This window comes from Streptomyces sp. NPDC093225, assembly GCF_044753805.1.
Taxonomy (GTDB): Bacteria; Actinomycetota; Actinomycetes; order Streptomycetales; family Streptomycetaceae; genus Streptomyces.
In genome coordinates, this window is sequence record NZ_JBIVNX010000012.1 from 41,489 (window position 1) to 58,653 (window position 17,165).

Sequence of the window (17,165 nt, forward strand, 5' to 3'; positions counted from 1 at the left end):
GCACGGCCGGGCGGTCAGTGCTGGGGCAGGTGGGTCTTCGCGTCCTCGTACGTGCCGGCGCCGGGGCCGGCGGCCGGGGCGTAGAACAGGTTCAGCACGCCGGTCCGGAACGTCTCGCAGGACAGCAACTCCAGCGGGACGGACGCGTCCGCCTCCTCGAACAGGCGCATGCCCTTGCGGACGGCGATCGGGTGGACCAGGAGGTTCAGTTCGTCGAGGAGGCCGGCGGCGAGCAGGTGGCGGACCACCGACACGGAACCGCTGATCCAGACGGGCGCGCCGGTGTCGGGCTCCGCCCTGAGGGCGGCTGCCGCCTCGGCGGGGCCGCCGTCGGCCTGCTCGGAGTTGCGCCAGGTGAAGTCGAGCCGGCGGTTCGACACGACGATCTTGCGGGCGTCGCCGAGGACCTTCGCGAACGGGGCGTCCTCGCCGCCGGCCGCCTCGCGTCCCGGCCAGGCGCCGGCGAAGCTGTCGTACGTCCGGCGTCCGAGCAGCAGCGTGTCGGCCTGCCCGAGGGTGGCGTCGACCGCCGCCCCCATCTCGTCGTTGAAGTACGGGAAGTGCCACTGGTCGGGGGCCTCGACGACGCCGTCGAGCGAGATGAACAGCTGCGCCTTGATCTTCCTCATGCCGGGCCTTTCGGGGGTCGGGCCGTCGCGGGCCCGCGGGGGCGTCCGCGGGCGTCGTCCCCATCCAAGGCGATCCGGCGGCCGGATCCCGGACGACGCCCCGGCACCGGGGCGCCCGGACCCCGAACCGCCGTCAGTCGCGGAACGCGCGCGAGAGCCACGGGGTCAGGGCCACGCCCGTGACCGCCTCCGTGTACGTCCGGTCGCCCGGCAGCGGGACGACCAGCCGGTACCCGGGCGGGAAGAACCGTCCCTTCACGTGCGCCAGGCCGCCCAGTACGGAGCGCAGGAACGCGGGGACGGCCTCCCGGGGAAGGTCGTGGAACTCGACGCCCTCCACGGTGACCAGCGTGTCTCCCTCGGGGAAGAGCCGGATGCTCACGGCCGGGCTGCCGGCCAGCTCCACGAAGGCCTCGTGCGGCAGCGAGCCGTCGGCGTCCACGGCGGTGAACAGCGGGGCCGACGTGCGCCGGGAGGTCCGGTCCGCGCCGATGTCGTCGACGACCGTGACCGTGCGGCCGTACGCGTCCGCGAGCGCGCGCACGGCGGTGACCGCGGCCTGGGTGGTCGGCGGGGAGGAGTGGTCCATACCACTGATCATCCCCCATCGGCCACCCGCGGCGCGCACGCCCCCCGTACCACCGCGCACGCCGCGCACGCTCCCGCCGAGTGCCACCGAGCCCCGGACGCAGGCCTGGCGTACGACGGGACGGGTAGGGGGCCGGGAGCGAACGACGACGAAGGGAGCGGAGGGGACGATGAACAAGGTGTGGCTGCCGCCCGAGCAGTACGCCGAGACCGTCTTGAAGGCCACCGCCTTCGCCTGCCTGTTCTTCACGGACGAGCACGATCGCCCGGTGCAGCTGCGCGCGACCTATTCGCGCATCCACCCGTGGCAGTGGCCGGGCGGGACCATGGACCCGGGCGAGCGGCCGTGGGAGACGGCGGTGCGGGAGTGCCGCGAGGAGACGGGGCTGGAGTTCGGCGGGCCGCCCCGGCTGCTGGCCACCGTCTTCGGGCTGCCGGGGGCGGAGTGGCCGTACGCCACGGTCGGCTTCGTCTTCGACGGCGGCCGCCTGTCCCCCGCCCGGATCGAGGCCATCACCCTGGACCCGGCGGAGCACGACGCCGTGCGGGTCCTGACCGTCGAGGAGTGGCGCGGCCACATGCCCGAGCGGGACTTCGCGCGCCTCGAGGCCGTCATGGCCGCACGGCGCAGCGGCACGCCCGGGTACTTCGACACCTGGGACTGGGGCCCGTGAGCCCAACAGTGCCCGGTGGGTCCCGGGGTGTGTGGGGGAGCCGCTTGACGGACCGTGGCAGGCTGGTCCGGAGGCGGGCCCGGGCCTGGGGTGGCCGAAGGCCAGGGCGAAGCCCCGAAGCCCCAGGGGTGGGCCTGCCGCAGGGCCCGCAGGCCACGGTCCGTCAAGCGGCGAGGGGACCCGCACACCACGGGACCCGCCCCCGAAGCGAGCCCGCCCCCGACCCCGGACGGCCTTCGAAGCCCCCTCGCCTCACCTCCCGCCGACCGGGGACCCGGCCCGACCTCCCGGTACCGAACCCGCCGAACTGACCGGACCAACCGCACCCACCGGCCTCACCGGCCACCACAGCCCCCGCCCCAACAACGCGGCCGCGGCCGGCACCAGGACGGACGAGAGGACGAACGCCGACAGCAGGATGCCCAGTCCGGTCGCGAAGCCGATCTGCCGCGTGGCGGGGGCGGCGTCGACGGCGAGGCTGCCGAAGGAGGCCGCCAGGACGACGCCGGCGGTGGCGACGGCCGGGACGGTGTGCCGGACGGCGCGGGCCACGGCCGCGCGCGCCGGGCCGGGCCGGGCCATCTCCTCGCGGATCCGGTCGCTGACGAGGATGTTGTAGTCGGTGCCGAGGGCCACCACGAAGAGGAACAGCACCAGCGGCAGGACGAAGTCGACGCCCGGCTGCCCGCCCAGGTGCTGGAAGACGAGGGCGGACGCGCCGAGCGTGGCGGCGAAGCCCAGGCCGACGCAGACCATGAGGACCGCCGGCGCGAGCAGGCTGCGCAGCAGGACGAGCAGGATCAGGGCGATCAGGGCGGCCGCGACCGGGAACACCCGCCGCAGGTCGTGGTCGACGGCGGTGGCGACGTCGGCGAACACGGCGGCGGTGCCGCCGACGTGGGCGACCAGGCCCGCCGGGGTCCGGGCCGCAACGGTGGCCCGGACCGGACCGGAGACGACGTCGCGGGCCCGCTGCGTCCGCGTGTCGGCGGTGAGGTACAGGTCGATGCGGGCGGCCGTGCGGTCCGCGTTCAGCACCGGGGTGCCGACCCGGCCCACTCCCCCGACCCGGGCCAGGGCGCCGGGGAGGTCCCCGAGCGCGGCCGGGGTCAGGCGGCGCCCGTCCGGCGCGGTGACGTACACGGTCGCGGGGTCGGACACGCCGGCGGGCAGTGCCCGCGCGATCTCGGCCGCGGTGGCGGCGGCCGGGGTGCCGCGACCGCCGCCGGGCCCGCCGAAGTCCATGCGCACGCCGTGCAGTCCGGCCGCCAGCGCACCCAGCAGGGCGACGGAGGCGAGCAGCAGGGCGAGCGGTCGGCGGGCCACGAGCGTGGCGAGGGTGGCGGCGGCGCCGGCGCGGGGTGCGCGGGTCAGCGCCCGGGAGGGCCAGAACATGCGGCGGCCGCTGACCGCCAGCAGCGCCGGCATCAGGGTCAGTGCGGCCAGCAGCATGACGAGGACCGACACCGCGACGGCGGGGCCGAGGACCCGGAACTGGCCGAAGGTCGCGACGCCCAGGGTGGCGAAGGCCGCCACGATGGTCAGGGCCGCGGAGGTGATCGCGGTGCCGACGCGACGGCTGACGTCGGCGGCCACCCGGCGCGGCGGCAGCTCGGGACGGGCCCGCAGCTCCTCGCGGAAGCGGAAGAGGAGGAAGAGCAGGTAGTCCACGCCGATGCCGATGAGGACCACCCCGATGAGGCCGGGGGTGGAGGTGTCGAGCCGGATGCCGGTGAGCAGGGCGGTGCCGACGACGGCGCCGGTGGCGGCGCCGCCGATGACGGAGACCGCGAGCAGCGGGACGAAGGCGGCGAGCAGGCTGCGGAACACCAGGACGTGGATCAGCACGATCAGGCCGGTCATGACCAGCCCGACGACCAGCCGCGTCGGCTCCTCCGCGTCGGCAGTGTCGACGACGTCGGCCAGGCCGCCGGTGAAGCCGGCGCGCAGCCCGACGGCGTCGAACTCCGCCTCCGCCCGGTCACGGAAGGCCCGGTAGAGGTCGTGCAGGCCGGGGTCGGCGGTGTTGCCCCGCAATTGGACGGCGAGCAGGTCGAAGCTGCCGTCGGGGGCGGTCATGGCGGGGCGGACCTTCGGGGTCTGGGAGTGGTCCAGGGCCAGGAGGGACGGCCGGTCCTCGGACGTCGGCATCGGCACCCGCCGGCTGCCGAGGTGCGCGGCGGCCGCCCGTATCCGGCCGTGGTCGGCGGTGGTCAGGGGCCGGCCGTCGGGCCGGGCGACCAGCACCGTGACCGTGTCGGCGTCGGGCTCCACGCCGAAGCGGTCCTGCGCGATGCGCAGCGCGGCGGCCGAGTCGTACGTACGGGGCAGGAAGTCGGCGCCGGCGCTCCGGGTGACGCGCGGGACGAGTGCCTGGCCGAGGATGGTCAGGGCGATGCCGAGCACCGCCCACAGGGCGATCACCCGCCATGGGTTGCGGGTGGCGAACGCGGTCAGGGCGCGGATCACGGAGGGGCCTCCGGCGGTGGGGTGCGGTCGGCGCCGGGTCCGTCCCGGGGCCGGGCCGGGTCTCCCCCGGCCGCTGTCCAGCTCATCAGCGCGGACGGGTCGGATCGTCGGGGCCGGGAACGAGATCGCGGGTGGGAGCGCGGGCCCGGCCGAGCCGCCGACCAGGACCGTGCTCCCAGACGGGGACGGGCCCGGGGGCGGGGGACGCGCACGGCGGCGCGGTGTGAGAATGGATCACCGGGCGGGCCGTGAGGGGGACGAGGGACGATGCCGTGGACGCGCAACGACGCGCTGGTCGCGGTCGGGGCCGCGGCCGTCGACCTGACCGGCTTCGCACTCGGCAGCCAGAGCGACTTCGGGCGCGTGCCCGCCGTCGGCTGCCTGCTCATGGCGGTCTCGGCGCTGCCGCTGCTGGCCCGGCGCCGCGCCCCGCTGCCCGTACTGGGCGCCGTCCTGCTGGCCGGGCTGGTGCTCAACCTGAACGTGCCGATGGCCCAGCACTTCAACGCCGCCGTGGTCGTCGCCCTGTACACCGTCGTGCGTTCCCGGGGCCCGGCGGTCGCGGTGGGGGCGGGCCTCGCGAGCGCGGCCGTACCGCTGGTCGGGCTGACGCGGTGGCCGCCGCCGCTGGTCGACGTGGCGGCCGGCGCCGCCGCGGCGGTCCTGGTCGTCTGCGCGGCGCTCGTGGTGAACCGCTGGCAGCGCGACGCGGAGGCCCACCGCCGGCTGCTCGCCGACCGCGCGGTCGCCGCCGAGCGCCGGCGCATCGCCCGCGAGCTGCACGACATCGTCGCGCACCACATCACCACCATGCAGCTGATGGCGGGCGGCGCCCGGGCCAATCTGGCCGGCGACCCCGAGGTGGTGCGGGAGGCGCTGGTGGAGCTGGAGGGCTCCGGGCGGATGGCACTGCGGGAGATGCGGCAGCTGCTGGACGTCCTGCGGGCCGGGGACGAGCCGGAGTCCCTGGCCGGGGGCGCGCCCGGGCCGGCCGCGCCGGGGCCCCGGATCGACGCCCCGCAGCCCGGGATCGGGGACCTGCCGCGCATCGTCGCCGAGTCCTGCCGGGCGGGCCTGCCGACCTCGTTCGACGTACGGGGCGAGGAGCGCGCACTGCCGCCGAGCGTGGGGCTGGCGGTGTTCCGGATCGTGCAGGAGGCGCTGACGAACGCGCGCAGGTACGCGGGCGGGGCGCGGACGTCCGTGGTGCTGGCGTACGGCGCCGCGGAGGTGCGGGTGGACGTGGCGGACGACGGCCGGGCAGCGGGCCCCGGCGCCGCCGGATCCGCGACCGGCACGGCCCGGGAGCGGGCCGGCGGGTCGGGGTACGGGCTGGTCGGCATGCGGGAGCGGGTCGCCCTGCACGGCGGGACCCTCGACGCCGGGCCGGTGGCCGGGGGCGGGTTCAGGGTGGCCGCGCGGCTGCCGCTGGCACTCGCGGACGGGAGGGCGTCGTGAGCGGGGGACCTTCGGACCGGCGCGCCGGCGGGGCGCGGGTCCGGGTGCTGATCGCCGACGACCAGCCGCTGGTGCGCCGCGGCCTGGCCCTGATCCTCACGCCCGACCCGGCGTTCGAGGTGGTCGGGGAGGCGGCCGACGGGGCGGAGGCCGTGGAGCTCGCGCACCGGCTCCGTCCGGACGTGGTCGTCATGGACATCCGGATGCCGGTGCTGGACGGGGTCGCCGCCACCGAACGGCTCGCCCGGGAGCTGCCCGGCTGCCGGGTGCTCGCGCTGAGCACCTTCGACATGGACGAGTACGTGGTCGCCGCTCTGCGCGCCGGCGCCTGCGGCTTCCTCCCGAAGGACGTCTCGCCGGAGGACCTGGTCGCGGCGGTGCGGGTGGTGCACACCGGTGAGGCCGCCGTCGCGCCGCGGCTGCTGACCCGGCTCATCTCCGCGTACGTGCGCACCCCGCACCCTCCCGGGCCGCGGTCCGCAGCGGCGCCCGGGGACCTCACGCAGCGGGAGGCGGAGGTGTGGCGCCTGATCGCGACCGGCCTCGACAACGCGGAGATCGCCGCGGCGCTGGACATCAGCCCCTCGACGGTGAAGAACCACATCACCGGCGTGTTCGCCAAGCTCGGGGTGCGCGACCGCGCCCAGGCCGTGATCGCGGCGTACGAGACGGGGCTGGTCGCGCCGGGCGGCGGCCGCTGACGGGTCGGACCGCCCCCGGGAGCGGCGGGGCGTCCCCGGGGAGCGTCCACGGGGAGCGGCGGGGCGTCCGCGGTGAGCGGCCACGGGGAGCGGCGGGGCGTCCGCGGTGAGCGGCCGAGCGGGCGCGGGAACGCGAAAGGCGTCCGGCCCGGGCACGGAGCCCGGGCCGGACGCCCTGCGCTACGCCGTCACGGGGACGGCACGACCGGTTCAGGCCCGCGGGGCCGGGAAGGTCGGGTACTCGACACCCGAGACGTGCTGGACGACGCGGATGACCTGGCACGAGTAGCCGAACTCGTTGTCGTACCAGAGGTAGAGGATCGCGTTGTCGCCGTCGACCTTGGTGGCGCCGGCGTCGACGATGGAGGCGTGGCGCGAGCCGACGAAGTCCATCGAGACGGCGTCGGGGGCCGTGGTGAAGTCGATCTGACGCTTCAGCGGCGAGTTCAGCGAGACGTCGCGGAGGTACTCGAGGACCTCTTCGCGGGTGGTCTCGCGGCCCAGGCGCAGGCTCAGGATGGCGATCGAGACGTCCGGGACGGGGACGCGGATCGAGCTGCCGGTGATGGGCGCCTTGAGGTCCGGCAGCGCCTTGGCGACGGCGGAGGCGGCACCGGTCTCGGTGATCACCATGTTGAGCGGCGCGGAACGGCCGCGACGGTCGGCCTTGTGGTAGTTGTCCAGCAGGTTCTGGTCGTTCGTGAACGAGTGGACGGTCTCCACGTGACCGCGCAGCACGCCGTACTCGTCGTCCATGGCCTTCAGCGGCGGGACGATGGCGTTGGTCGTGCAGGACGCGCAGGAGATGATCTGCTCGTCCGGCTTGATCATGTCGTGGTTGACGCCGTGGACGATGTTCGGGACGTCGCCCTTGCCCGGGGCGGTCAGGACGACCTTCTCGATACCGGGGCGCAGGTGCTTGGAGAGACCCTCGCGGTCGCGCCACTTGCCGGTGTTGTCGATGAGGATGGCGTCCTTGATGCCGTACGCCGTGTAGTCGACCTCGGACGGGTCGTTGGCGTAGATCACCTTGATCGCGTTGCCGTTGGCGACGATCGTGCTGTTGGCCTCGTCGACCGTGATCGTGCCGTTGAACTGGCCGTGGATCGAGTCGCGGCGCAGCAGCGAGGCGCGCTTGACGAGGTCGGCGTCGCCGCCACCGCGCACGACGATGGCGCGCAGGCGCAGACCGTTGCCGGAGCCGGCCTTCTCGATCAGGAGGCGGGCGACGAGGCGGCCGATGCGGCCGAAGCCGTAGAGGACCACGTCGCGCGGCGCGCCGCGCTCGATCTTGTTCTCACCGGTGGCGCCGGCGACGGCCTCGGCGGTGAACTCCTCCACCGACAGACCGCGGTCGTCGGCCTTGTACGTGGCGGCGAGCATGCCCAGGTCGATCTGGGACGGGCCCAGGTCGAGGGTGGTGAGGGCCTGCAGGAACGGCATCGTCTCGGTGACCGAGAGCTCCTCACCGGCGATCTGCCGGGCGAAGCGGTGGGTCTTGAGGATGCTGACCACCGACTTGTTCACCAAGGAGCGGCTGTGCAGCAGGACGGTGACGTCCCGCTCGCGCTGCAGCTTCCCGATGATCGGGATCATCGACTCCGCGATCTCCTCGCGGGTCTTCCAGTTGGTGAACGAGTCGTCGTTGACAGTCACAGGATTATCTTTCGAGCTAGGCGGCGCTCATATGCTAACCCCTCCCATATTTGATCGATCAAGGGGTGTCCACCGAGCGATACGTCACAGGCTTCGCCCGGGCTTGTCCTCGTTTGAAGGGGGGCCGGCGGTGCGCGTCAGGGGGCGAGGACGGTGGCGCGGGTCGTGGGGGCCACGGCGGTTCCGCGTCCGGGTCGGCCGCCGTCCTCGTCGGCGTCGGAGCGGGTACCGTCGCGCAACGCCTTCAGGTAGGGGCCCATGGCTTCCCAGGAGGGGGTGGGGGCCATGCCCGTCACCGCCCCCGCGACCGCGGTGGCGAACACGGTCAGCACGGCCGCGACCTGGGCCCTTCCCACGGGGGAACCCCTCGTCGTACCGGTGGAACGCCAGCCGGCATCCGGTGCCGGGACCCCGCCCGGCGAGCCCCCGGGGGTGGATCCCGGCGCCACCCGAGACGGGTGACGCCGGTGCGGGGGCTCATCTCTCGGACGGACGGTCGGGCCGCACTCGACCGCGCGCGGAGCGGATCCGACGGGGCATCAGGTCAAGCGTCCCGGACCCTTGACTCTTTACGCGCCAGTAGCGATTCTCGGAGCGGATCTATGAGCGCGGACATGTCAAGAAGGCCTGTCGCGTCACACGACGCACGGCAGCGCCCCGCGTCCGCGCAGCACCGCCGCACTGCCCGTACCGCCGCACCGCCGTACCCCGCAATGCCGCAGAGCGTCCCCACCGCCCGAAGACATGGACGTACCCATGACCCCACACCCGCGCCCGGCGCCCCCGCGCCCGAGGGGCGCCCGCTCCCGTTCGACCAGGCGGCCGGCGGCCGTCCTGTCGGTGATCCTCGCCGTGGTGGCCGTACTCCTCGGCCCCGCCACCAGTTCGTCCGCGGACACCACCCAGGAGGGCTGGTGGAACCCCACCGCCCGCCCCGCCCCCGACTCGCAGATCAACGTCACGGGCGAGCCGTTCAAGGGCACCGACGCGGACGGCAAGGTGCGCGGCTTCGTCGACGACCACGTCCACCTGATGTCCAACGAGGGCTTCGGCGGCCGTCTCATCTGCGGCAAGCCGTTCTCCCAGGACGGCATCGCCGACGCCCTCAAGGACTGCCCCGAGCACTACCCCGACGGCTCCCTCGCCGTCTTCGACATGATCACCAAGGGTGGCGACGGCAAGCACGACCCCGCCGGCTGGCCCACGTTCAAGGACTGGCCCGCCCACGACTCGCTGACCCACACCCAGACGTACTACGCCTGGGTCGAGCGGGCGTGGCGCGGCGGCCAGCGCGTCCTCGTCAACGACCTCGTCACCAACGGGGTCATCTGCTCGGTCTACTTCTTCAAGGACCGCACCTGCGACGAGATGACCGCCATCCGCCTGGAGGCGCGCAAGACCTACGAGATGCAGGACTACATCGACAAGATGTACGGCGGCCCGGGCAAGGGCTGGTTCCGCATCGTCACCGACTCCGCGCAGGCCCGTGAGGTCATCAAGCAGGGCAAGCTCGCCGTCGTCCTCGGCGTCGAGACCTCCGAGCCGTTCGGCTGCAAGCAGATCCTCGACGTCGCGCAGTGCAGCAAGGCCGACATCGACCGCGGCCTGGACGAGCTGTACGGGCTGGGTGTGCGCAGCATGTTCCTGTGCCACAAGTTCGACAACGCCCTGTGCGGCGTGCGCTTCGACTCCGGGGCGCTCGGGGTGGCCATCAACGTCGGCCAGTTCCTGTCCACCGGCACCTTCTGGAAGACGGAGGAGTGCGCCGGTCCGCAGCACGACAACCCCATCGGCCTGAACGCCGCCGCCGCGCCGGCGGCCGTGAAGAGGCTGCCCGAGGGCGTCGCGTTCCCCGGGTACGCGGCCGGTGCGCAGTGCAACTCCCGCGGCCTGACCGACCTCGGCGAGTACGCGCTGCGCGGGATGATGAAGCGCAAGATGATGCTCGAGCTCGACCACATGAGCGTGAAGGCCGCGAGCCGGTCCCTGGACATCCTGGAGTCGGAGAACTACCCCGGCGTCATCTCCTCGCACAGCTGGATGGACATGGACTGGACCGAGCGGCTCTACAAGCTCGGCGGCTTCCTCGGCTCGTACATGAGCGGTTCCGGGGGCTTCACCGCCGAGGCCCGCCGCACCAAGCCGCTGCGCGACAAGTACCACGTCGGGATCGGCGTCGGCACCGACATGAACGGCGTCGGCGGCTGGCCGGCCCCGCGCGGGGCGAACGCGGCCAACCCGGTCACGTACCCGTTCCGCAGCGCGGACGGCGGGTCGATGCTCGACCGGCAGGTCACCGGCCAGCGCACCTGGGACTTCAACACCGACGGCGGCGCCCAGTACGGCATGGTGCCGGACTGGATCGAGGACATCCGGGTCACCGGCGGCCAGGACGTGGTCGACGACCTGATGAAGGGCGCCGAGTCCTACCTCGGGACGTGGGGGGCCTCGGAGCACCACCGGGCCGGGGTCGACCTGGCGGCCGGCGCCCCGGCCGCGGCCTCCTCCACGGAGTGGTGGAACCCGTTCGTGAGCTACGCGCCCGGCCGGGCCGTGGACGGCGACCGGGGCACCCGCTGGGCCAGCGAGTGGAGCGACGACCAGTGGCTCCGGCTCGACCTCGGCTCCACGCAGCTCGTCAAGAAGGTCGTGCTCGACTGGGAGCGGGCATACGGGCGCGGGTACCGGATCGAGCTGTCCACGGACGGCTCGAACTGGCAGACGGTATGGTCCACTTCCGAGGGCGACGGAGGCCTCGACACGGTCCGGTTCGCCGGTACCCCGGCCCGCTACCTGCGGGTGCACGGGGTGACGCGCGGCACCGGGTGGGGCTACTCCCTCTACGACGTGGGCGTCTACAGCGACTGACGCCGCCGCGAGACCCTGGGCCGGGGCCGGCCGGATCAGCACCTTGGATCCGGCCGGCCCCGGCCGCTTCGTACGGGGCCACGGCGCGGTCGGCGGGCACGGGAACGACAGCGAAGGGACCACGACATGGCACGCATGCCCTCGGCCGAGCGGCGCCGGCAGCTGACCGAGGCGGCGATCCGCGCGATGACCCGCGACGGGGTCCCGAACACGACCACCCGGTCGATCGCCGCCGAGGCGGGCGTGTCGCTCAGCGTCTTCCACTACTGCTTCGAGTCCAAGGAAGCGCTCCTGGAGTCCGTCATCGAGGCCATCACCGAGCACTACATCGCGGTGGTGCGCCAGGCCCTGCGCCCCCGCGGCACCCTCCGCGAGACGATCCGCGCCGGGTTCCAGGCGTACTGGGACCACGTCTGCGCCCGTCCGGGCGAGCATATGCTCACATATGAGCTGACCCAGTACGCCCTGCGCCGTCCCGGGCTCGGCCACCTGGCACGCCGTCAGTACGAGATGTACTCCGCGACGTTCCGCGAGCTGATCGAGGAACTGCGGGCGGCGACGGGCTTCGTGCCCCGGGTGCCCGTCGAGCAGCTGGCCCGCTACCTGGCGGCCATGACCGACGGGCTGACGCTGAACTTCCTGGTCCTCGGGGACGCGGCGGCCGCGGCGGACCTGCTCGACACGATCACGGACCACGTCGTGGGGCTGGTCGACGAGGGACCGGGGGCCGGGGCGGCGGGGGCCGGGGCGGCGGGGGCGGAGGGGGTCGGGTCGGCACGCTGTCGGTGATCTTGCGTAGGCTCGGGCCAGCGGTACGCGACCGCGAACCGCTTTTCTCACCCTGACCAGTTGAGGAGACCCGTGCGCCTGTCGATCGACCGACGCCTCGCCCTCGGTGCCGCCGTGCTCACCGTCGTCGCCGCGGCCGCCCCCGCCACCGCCGCCCCGGCCGCCGGGGGACGGCCGGCCCTGCCCGCCCGTACCGCCACCGCCCCGGCCGCCCCGGCCCCCGACATGGACGGTGTCTCGCAGGCCCTGCGCAACACCCTGGCCGCCGGCGCCCCGGGCGCCATGGCCCGCTTCACCGGCCCGGACGGGGTGGAGTTCCGCCGCGAGGGCGTGCAGAACCGCGTCACCGGCGCCGCGATGGACCGCAACGCGCGGTTCCGCGTCGGCAGCATCACCAAGACCTTCTCCAGCGTCGTCCTCCTGCAGCTGGTGGGCGAGGGCAAGGTGAAGCTGGACGACCCGGTGAACACCTACGTCCCGGGGCTGCTCCCCGACGACCGCATCACCGTCCGCCACCTGCTCACGCACCGCAGCGGCCTGTCCGACTACACCAACGCGATGTTCGCGAACACCGTCCCCGGCTTCGAGGCGGTCCGCAACCGGGTGTTCACGTACCAGGAGCTGGTGAACCTCTCGCTGGCCGAGCCGCGCACCACCCAGCCGGGTGCGGCGTACTCGTACTCGAACACCAACTTCGTCGTGGTCGGCATGATCATCGAGAAGGTCACCGGCCGCCCCGTGGCCAAGGAGTACGAGCGCCGCATCATCAAGCCCCTGCGGCTGTCGCACACCTCGTACGTCCACCCGGACACGGCCATCAAGGGCCGGCACGTGAACGGCTACCTGCACCCGGACGAAGAGGGCGCACCGCTGGTCGACTCGACCGAGCAGACCGTCTCCTGGGCCCAGTCGGCGGGCGCGATGATCTCCACCGAGGCGGACCTGAGCACCTTCATGTCCAGCCTGCTCAAGGGGAAGCTGCTGAGCGCCGACCTGCTCGACGCCATGACCACGGTGACCCCGACCGACGCCACCAACACCCGCTTCTACGGGCTGGGCCTGCGCCGGTACAACCTGTCGTGCGGGACCCAGGTGTTCGGCCACACCGGAACCGTGCAGGGCTTCTACTCGTACGCCTTCACCACGCGCGACGGCGAGCGGAGCCTGAGCGCCATGGCGAACACCTCCAACCGGGGCGCGGCCAACACCGCCCTGGGCGGCACGCTGGAGGCCGCGTTCTGCGGCAAGAAGACGGCCCCGTCGGTGGCCCGGCGCGGCTTCACGGTCGCCCCGGCCGAGGCCGACCTGCCCGAGCGCCGCTGACGCCTCCGCCGCGTCCCCGCGGTACGGGCGCCCCGTCCGGGCGCCCGTACCGCGGGCCGGTGCCGGCCGTCGCCGGGCCGGCTTCAGCCGTCGTCGCGGACCGCCACGATGCCGTTGAAGACGCCGACGTAGGCGGTGCCGTCCGGGCCGAGCGTGATCGGGGCCCAGTTGTTGTCGTACAGGGGGCCCGTGCCGGTCAGCCGGCGCCAGCGCCGCTCACCGGTGCGGAAGTCGACGGCGGTCAGGTACCAGGCGTCGATGCCCCAGACGTTGGGCTCCTTCTCGTAGAAGTAGAGCAGCCCGTTGGCGGTGGACAGCTTCGGCACGGTGGACGGGGAGCGGACCGCGCTCTCCCACACGGTGTCGCAGCCGCTGCCGTCGGGGCGGACGTCGATGCGGGTGACGCCGCCGGTCACGCTCCTGCCGAACAGCAGGCTGGTGATGTTCTCGTAGCCGTAGTTGTTCTCGACGACGAGGCTGTTGCCCCAGCTGATCAGGGAGTTGTCGGTGGTGGACGCCCCGGCGCCGAAGACCGGGACCCGGCACACCGGGCGGTCGGCGTCGGCGACGTCCGTACCGCGGCGGAAGACGAGGACGTTCATGCGGTCGTCGGCGTTGTCGGTGATCGCCACGTAGCCGCCGCCGGGCGCGGCGGGGTCGCCGAACAGGTCCGGGGTGGTGCCCGAACCCTGGTTGACCGAGCCGGGCTTGGTGCCGGTGCCGCGGTCGTACGTCTGCCGCCACTGGACGCGCGGGGTGCCGTCGGCGGTGGTGGCGAAGCTGTAGAGGGCGTGGTCGGTGACGACGGATACGCCGTCCTCGGCCACCGAGAAGGAGTTCTGGATCTCCTCGCCCGTCAGCTGCACGGAGCGGATCGCGGAGGTGCGGGGGTCGACGGTGCCGACCCGGCCGAGCCGGGTCACCCACCAGATCCGGCCCTGCCAGTCCGGCATCACGGAGGTGACGGGGTCGCAGGTGCCACTGGGCCACAGGTTGGTCCAGCCGATGCAGTCGTGCGGGACGACCCCGGTCAGGTCCCAGTCGTCCGCGACGGTGAACTTCCAGGTGCCGTCGGGGTCCTGCGAGTGGGCCAGGCGCAGGACGTGCTGGCGGGAGTCGGCGAGGACGGCCCGGTCCTGGTCGTCGAGGTAGAAGTACGCGCCGCCCGAGGTGTCCTTGAAGATCTTCGAGAAGTCGAGGCGGGTGACGGCCTCGACGGTCGAGGACCGTTGCGGCAGCGCGTACTCGGCGAGGGTGTCGAGCGTGCGCGGGTCGAGGAGCTTCACCTCGAAGCCCGCGAAGGTGCCGCAGACGGTGACGAGGCGGCCGCCGGAGTCGAACGTGGCGGTGGCGCACTCGCCGCCGAGGGCGGCGATCTTCCTGCTGGTCACCCGCGGGTTCCGGCCCAGCGGCCCGGACCAGGGGTAGGTGGCGCTGCCGGCCGCGTCGGCGTGCATGCCGCTGCGTCCGTTGGGCGCGAGGAAGGGGTGCTGCGGCGGGGCCTGGCCGGGGACGGGGGCCGCCGTCGCGGGCGCCCCGTCGTACTGGCTGACGAGGCGGTGGCCGGGGGCGTTGGGTATCCCGTCGGCATGGGCCGGGACCGCCCCCGTCAGGGCCGCGGCGACCGCCAGGGCCGGCACCACGGCGCAGTTCAGCGCTCTTCGGAACATCCGGGAATTCCTCCGTCTTTCGGGCGTACGGGGTCGCGCCGCCGCCCGACGGTAGAACTCGTTGCCCGAGGAATCCATACCGGCGAGTCATGATTCACGAACGCGCAACACGGGTGTCGTGAACAGGAGTTGCCGGCCTCAGGGCCGCAGGCTGCCCACGACGTCCGCGGTCGCGGACAGGCCGTCGTGGATGGTGGGCGCGATGCTGCTGCTCGCCAGGTAGAAGCCGAGCAGCAGGCACACGAGCGCGTGGGAGAACTTCAGCCCGCCGCTGCGCACGAAGATCACCGCGAGGATGAGGAGCAGCAGGATCACGGAGATGGAAACGGCCATCGGAACCTCCTACGCCGCATCGGCCACAGAGGAGGGGATCCGGGCGTGTCCGGCCCGTGCGGCCGGGCCCGGAGGATGCGGCATTCGGCCCACATCGTGGCGCAGTCGCGCGGCCCGACGGGGGAACGACGTGTCGGCCGTCCGGGTGGTTGACCGAGGGTGACGGGCGCGGCGCCCGCCGGCGGGGCCCGCCTCAGCCCCCGGACGCGGGGGCCCTGAGCAGGTCGAGGAAGCGGTCGAGGAGCGCCGACTGCCGTTCGGCGTGCCGGACCAGGTGCAGCGTCGTGACCGTGTCGGCGATGGGGCGCGGTGTCACGCCGACGCGGCGCAGCACCCGCATGGAGTCGGCCAGCACGGCCGCACCGAAGCCCGCCGCGACCAGCGCCAGGACCGTGGGGACGCTGCGTCCCTCGGCGGCGACCAGCGGGCTGACGCCGGCTCGTTGGGCGAGGGCGATGACCTCGTCGTACGAGCGGGGCGAGACCTCCCGCGGCCACAGCACCAGGGGCACCTCGCCGAGGACGTGGGCCGGCACCGGCGGAAGTGGCCGGCGGCCGCGGGCCAGCCGGTGCTGGTCGGGGAGGAAGAGGGTGAGCGGCTCGCGCCACCAGGGCTGCGTGCGCAGCCGGTTGTCCGCCAGGGGCAGGCGCTGGACCGCGACGTCGTACGTGCCGTCGAGGACGCCCCGCGACATCTCCTCGTCGTCGAAGCTCTCGATGAGCCGGAGGTCGACGTCGGGGAGTCGGGTGCGGACCGTGCCGAGCGCGGCGCCCAGCGGGCCGTTGATGCCGGAGCCGGCGAACGCGACGGTGAGCCGCCCGGTCCGCCCCTGCGCGGCCCTGCGCACGTCCTCGAGGGCCGCCTCGGCCCCGGCGAGCACGGCGCGGGCCCGCTGGGCGAGCGCCAGGCCGGCCGGGGTTGCGGTGAGGCCGCGCCCGGTCCGGACGAACAGCTCGGTGCCCAGGCGTCGTTCGAGGTCGCGGAGCTGTCGGCTGAGGGTGGGCTGGGTCAGGTTGAGGCGCCGGGCGGCGCCGCTGACCGTGCCCTCTTCCGCGACCGCGACGACGTAGCCGAGCAGCCGGAGTTCCATGTCCATTCCATGCCTCCCGGGCATGGATCGTATAGACCGGCATGCCCTTCGGGCGTCCGGGGCCGGATCGTGGCGGAAGGTGGAGACGTCCCCGGGCGGCCCGCCCGGGGGGACGACCACCGGGGAGGGACCCATGAGCACGACCACAGCGACCGCCACGACCACAGCGACCGCCGCGAGCACGACGACCACCGCCGCGACCGCCGTCGTGAACGCCTACTTCGACGCCTTCGGCGCCCGCGACGTCGACCGGGCACTGTCCCACGTGGCCCCGGACGCGGTCTGGACGGTCCCCGGCGACCCGCGGATCGTGCCGTGGGTCGGGGTCCGGCAGGGCCACGACGCCCTGCGGGACTTCTTCACGGAGCTGTTCGCCGCCAGCGAGCCCCTCGCGTTCGAGGTGCACGGCATGACCGAGGTGCCCGCCGGACCCGTCGGGCCCGGCACGAAGGTCGTCATCCCCGGCCGCTTCGCCTACCGCTTCACGGCCTCCCGGCAGATCCTGGACGACACCTTCGTCATGGTCTTCACCGTCGCCGACGGCCGGATCACCGCCTACGACATCTTCGAGGACTCCCTCGGCCTCGCCCGCGCGTACACCGGCGACCCCGCCCTCGGCCTCCCGGCCGCCCCGTGAGCGCCCCGGGCGCGCACCGCCGGGCCCTGCTGACCTGGCTGGCCGTGTACCCGGTCATCACCGCGGTGCTGGCGGTACTGGGGCCGGCCCTGGCCGGGCTCCCCCTGCCCCTGCGCTCCCTGGTGCTCACGGCGCTGGTGGTGCCGGTGGTGGTGTACCTGGTCCTGCCCTGCTACGCCCGTCTGGGCCTGGCGGTGGCGGGTCGGGGCCGCGGCCACCGGGGCCGGGCGTCCCGACCGCTCCTGCACCATCGATCGCCGTCGAACAGGACGTGACCGGA

16 protein-coding genes are annotated in these 17,165 nt (G+C 73.8%); 8 read left to right on the forward strand and 8 right to left on the reverse strand.

The genetic code is table 11. From position 1 onward, the window contains the following. Positions 1–14: 14 nt before the first annotated feature. Both ACIQCH_RS13740 and ACIQCH_RS13745 read right to left on the reverse strand, forming a co-directional pair. On the reverse strand, positions 15–629 hold the full coding sequence (locus ACIQCH_RS13740) for a dihydrofolate reductase family protein (protein ID WP_402580869.1): 615 nt from the start codon (positions 627–629) through the stop codon (positions 15–17). A gap of 133 nt (positions 630–762) precedes the next feature. Then, positions 763–1,218 carry a hypothetical protein gene (locus ACIQCH_RS13745; RefSeq protein WP_402580870.1) on the reverse strand — a complete coding sequence of 152 codons (456 nt, stop codon included), beginning with the start codon at positions 1,216–1,218 and terminating at the stop codon, positions 763–765. A gap of 169 nt (positions 1,219–1,387) precedes the next feature. On the opposite strand from ACIQCH_RS13745, the gene ACIQCH_RS13750 reads away from it, so the two are divergent. Then, entirely contained in the window at positions 1,388–1,891 is a 504-nt protein-coding gene (locus ACIQCH_RS13750; protein ID WP_402580871.1) for an NUDIX domain-containing protein, read from the forward strand. A 252-nt stretch (positions 1,892–2,143) separates the two neighbouring features. Here ACIQCH_RS13750 and ACIQCH_RS13755 read toward each other — a convergent pair whose 3' ends face one another. Next, positions 2,144–4,360, reverse strand: a complete 2,217-nt coding sequence (locus ACIQCH_RS13755; protein ID WP_402580872.1) for an MMPL family transporter — start codon at positions 4,358–4,360, stop codon at positions 2,144–2,146. Positions 4,361–4,627: 267 nt separating this feature from the next. Between ACIQCH_RS13755 and ACIQCH_RS13760 the strand changes: the two genes are divergently transcribed. Both ACIQCH_RS13760 and ACIQCH_RS13765 read left to right on the forward strand, forming a co-directional pair. Then, entirely contained in the window at positions 4,628–5,818 is a 1,191-nt protein-coding gene (locus tag ACIQCH_RS13760) for a sensor histidine kinase (RefSeq protein ID WP_402580873.1), read from the forward strand. Next, positions 5,815–6,519, forward strand: a complete 705-nt coding sequence (locus tag ACIQCH_RS13765; protein WP_402580874.1) for a response regulator — start codon at positions 5,815–5,817, stop codon at positions 6,517–6,519. Before ACIQCH_RS13760 ends, ACIQCH_RS13765 begins: the two co-directional genes overlap by 4 nt. A 210-nt stretch (positions 6,520–6,729) precedes the next feature. On the opposite strand, the gene ACIQCH_RS13770 is transcribed toward ACIQCH_RS13765, so the two are convergent. Continuing rightward, the gene (locus ACIQCH_RS13770; protein WP_402580875.1) at positions 6,730–8,175 is read right to left on the reverse strand and encodes a glyceraldehyde-3-phosphate dehydrogenase; all 1,446 of its coding nucleotides are present in this window, start codon (positions 8,173–8,175) and stop codon (positions 6,730–6,732) included. Between the two features lie 137 nt (positions 8,176–8,312). Then, positions 8,313–8,531: a hypothetical protein gene (locus ACIQCH_RS13775; protein WP_402580876.1), complete on the reverse strand. Its 219-nt coding sequence runs from the start codon at positions 8,529–8,531 to the stop codon at positions 8,313–8,315. Between the two features lie 400 nt (positions 8,532–8,931). Between ACIQCH_RS13775 and ACIQCH_RS13780 the strand changes: the two genes are divergently transcribed. The 3 genes from ACIQCH_RS13780 (at position 8,932) to ACIQCH_RS13790 (ending at position 13,155) form a co-directional block, all read left to right on the forward strand. Beyond that, positions 8,932–11,043, forward strand: a complete 2,112-nt coding sequence (locus ACIQCH_RS13780; protein WP_402580877.1) for a discoidin domain-containing protein — start codon at positions 8,932–8,934, stop codon at positions 11,041–11,043. Between the two features lie 126 nt (positions 11,044–11,169). Next, positions 11,170–11,832: a TetR/AcrR family transcriptional regulator gene (locus tag ACIQCH_RS13785; protein WP_402580878.1), complete on the forward strand. Its 663-nt coding sequence runs from the start codon at positions 11,170–11,172 to the stop codon at positions 11,830–11,832. 72 nt (positions 11,833–11,904) lie between these two features. Next, the gene (locus ACIQCH_RS13790; RefSeq protein ID WP_402580879.1) at positions 11,905–13,155 is read left to right on the forward strand and encodes a serine hydrolase domain-containing protein; all 1,251 of its coding nucleotides are present in this window, start codon (positions 11,905–11,907) and stop codon (positions 13,153–13,155) included. An 83-nt stretch (positions 13,156–13,238) separates the two neighbouring features. Here the strand turns inward: ACIQCH_RS13790 and ACIQCH_RS13795 are convergent, their stop codons facing one another. The 3 genes from ACIQCH_RS13795 to ACIQCH_RS13805 all read right to left on the reverse strand — a co-directional run bounded on the left by ACIQCH_RS13795 (position 13,239) and on the right by ACIQCH_RS13805 (position 16,254). Continuing rightward, entirely contained in the window at positions 13,239–14,825 is a 1,587-nt protein-coding gene (locus ACIQCH_RS13795) for a hypothetical protein (protein WP_402580880.1), read from the reverse strand. Between the two features lie 138 nt (positions 14,826–14,963). After that, positions 14,964–15,158: a hypothetical protein gene (locus ACIQCH_RS13800; protein WP_030200220.1), complete on the reverse strand. Its 195-nt coding sequence runs from the start codon at positions 15,156–15,158 to the stop codon at positions 14,964–14,966. Between the two features lie 193 nt (positions 15,159–15,351). Continuing rightward, the gene (locus ACIQCH_RS13805) at positions 15,352–16,254 is read right to left on the reverse strand and encodes a LysR family transcriptional regulator (RefSeq protein WP_402580881.1); all 903 of its coding nucleotides are present in this window, start codon (positions 16,252–16,254) and stop codon (positions 15,352–15,354) included. 127 nt (positions 16,255–16,381) lie between these two features. On the opposite strand from ACIQCH_RS13805, the gene ACIQCH_RS13810 reads away from it, so the two are divergent. Both ACIQCH_RS13810 and ACIQCH_RS13815 read left to right on the forward strand, forming a co-directional pair. Next, positions 16,382–16,885, forward strand: coding sequence for a nuclear transport factor 2 family protein (locus ACIQCH_RS13810; protein WP_402580882.1), 504 nt, complete (start codon positions 16,382–16,384; stop codon positions 16,883–16,885). After that, positions 16,882–17,160 (forward strand): hypothetical protein, encoded by a 279-nt coding sequence (locus ACIQCH_RS13815; RefSeq protein ID WP_402580883.1) that lies wholly within the window; start codon positions 16,882–16,884, stop codon positions 17,158–17,160. The genes ACIQCH_RS13810 and ACIQCH_RS13815 overlap by 4 nt, the downstream gene beginning before the upstream one ends. Positions 17,161–17,165: the final 5 nt, after the last annotated feature.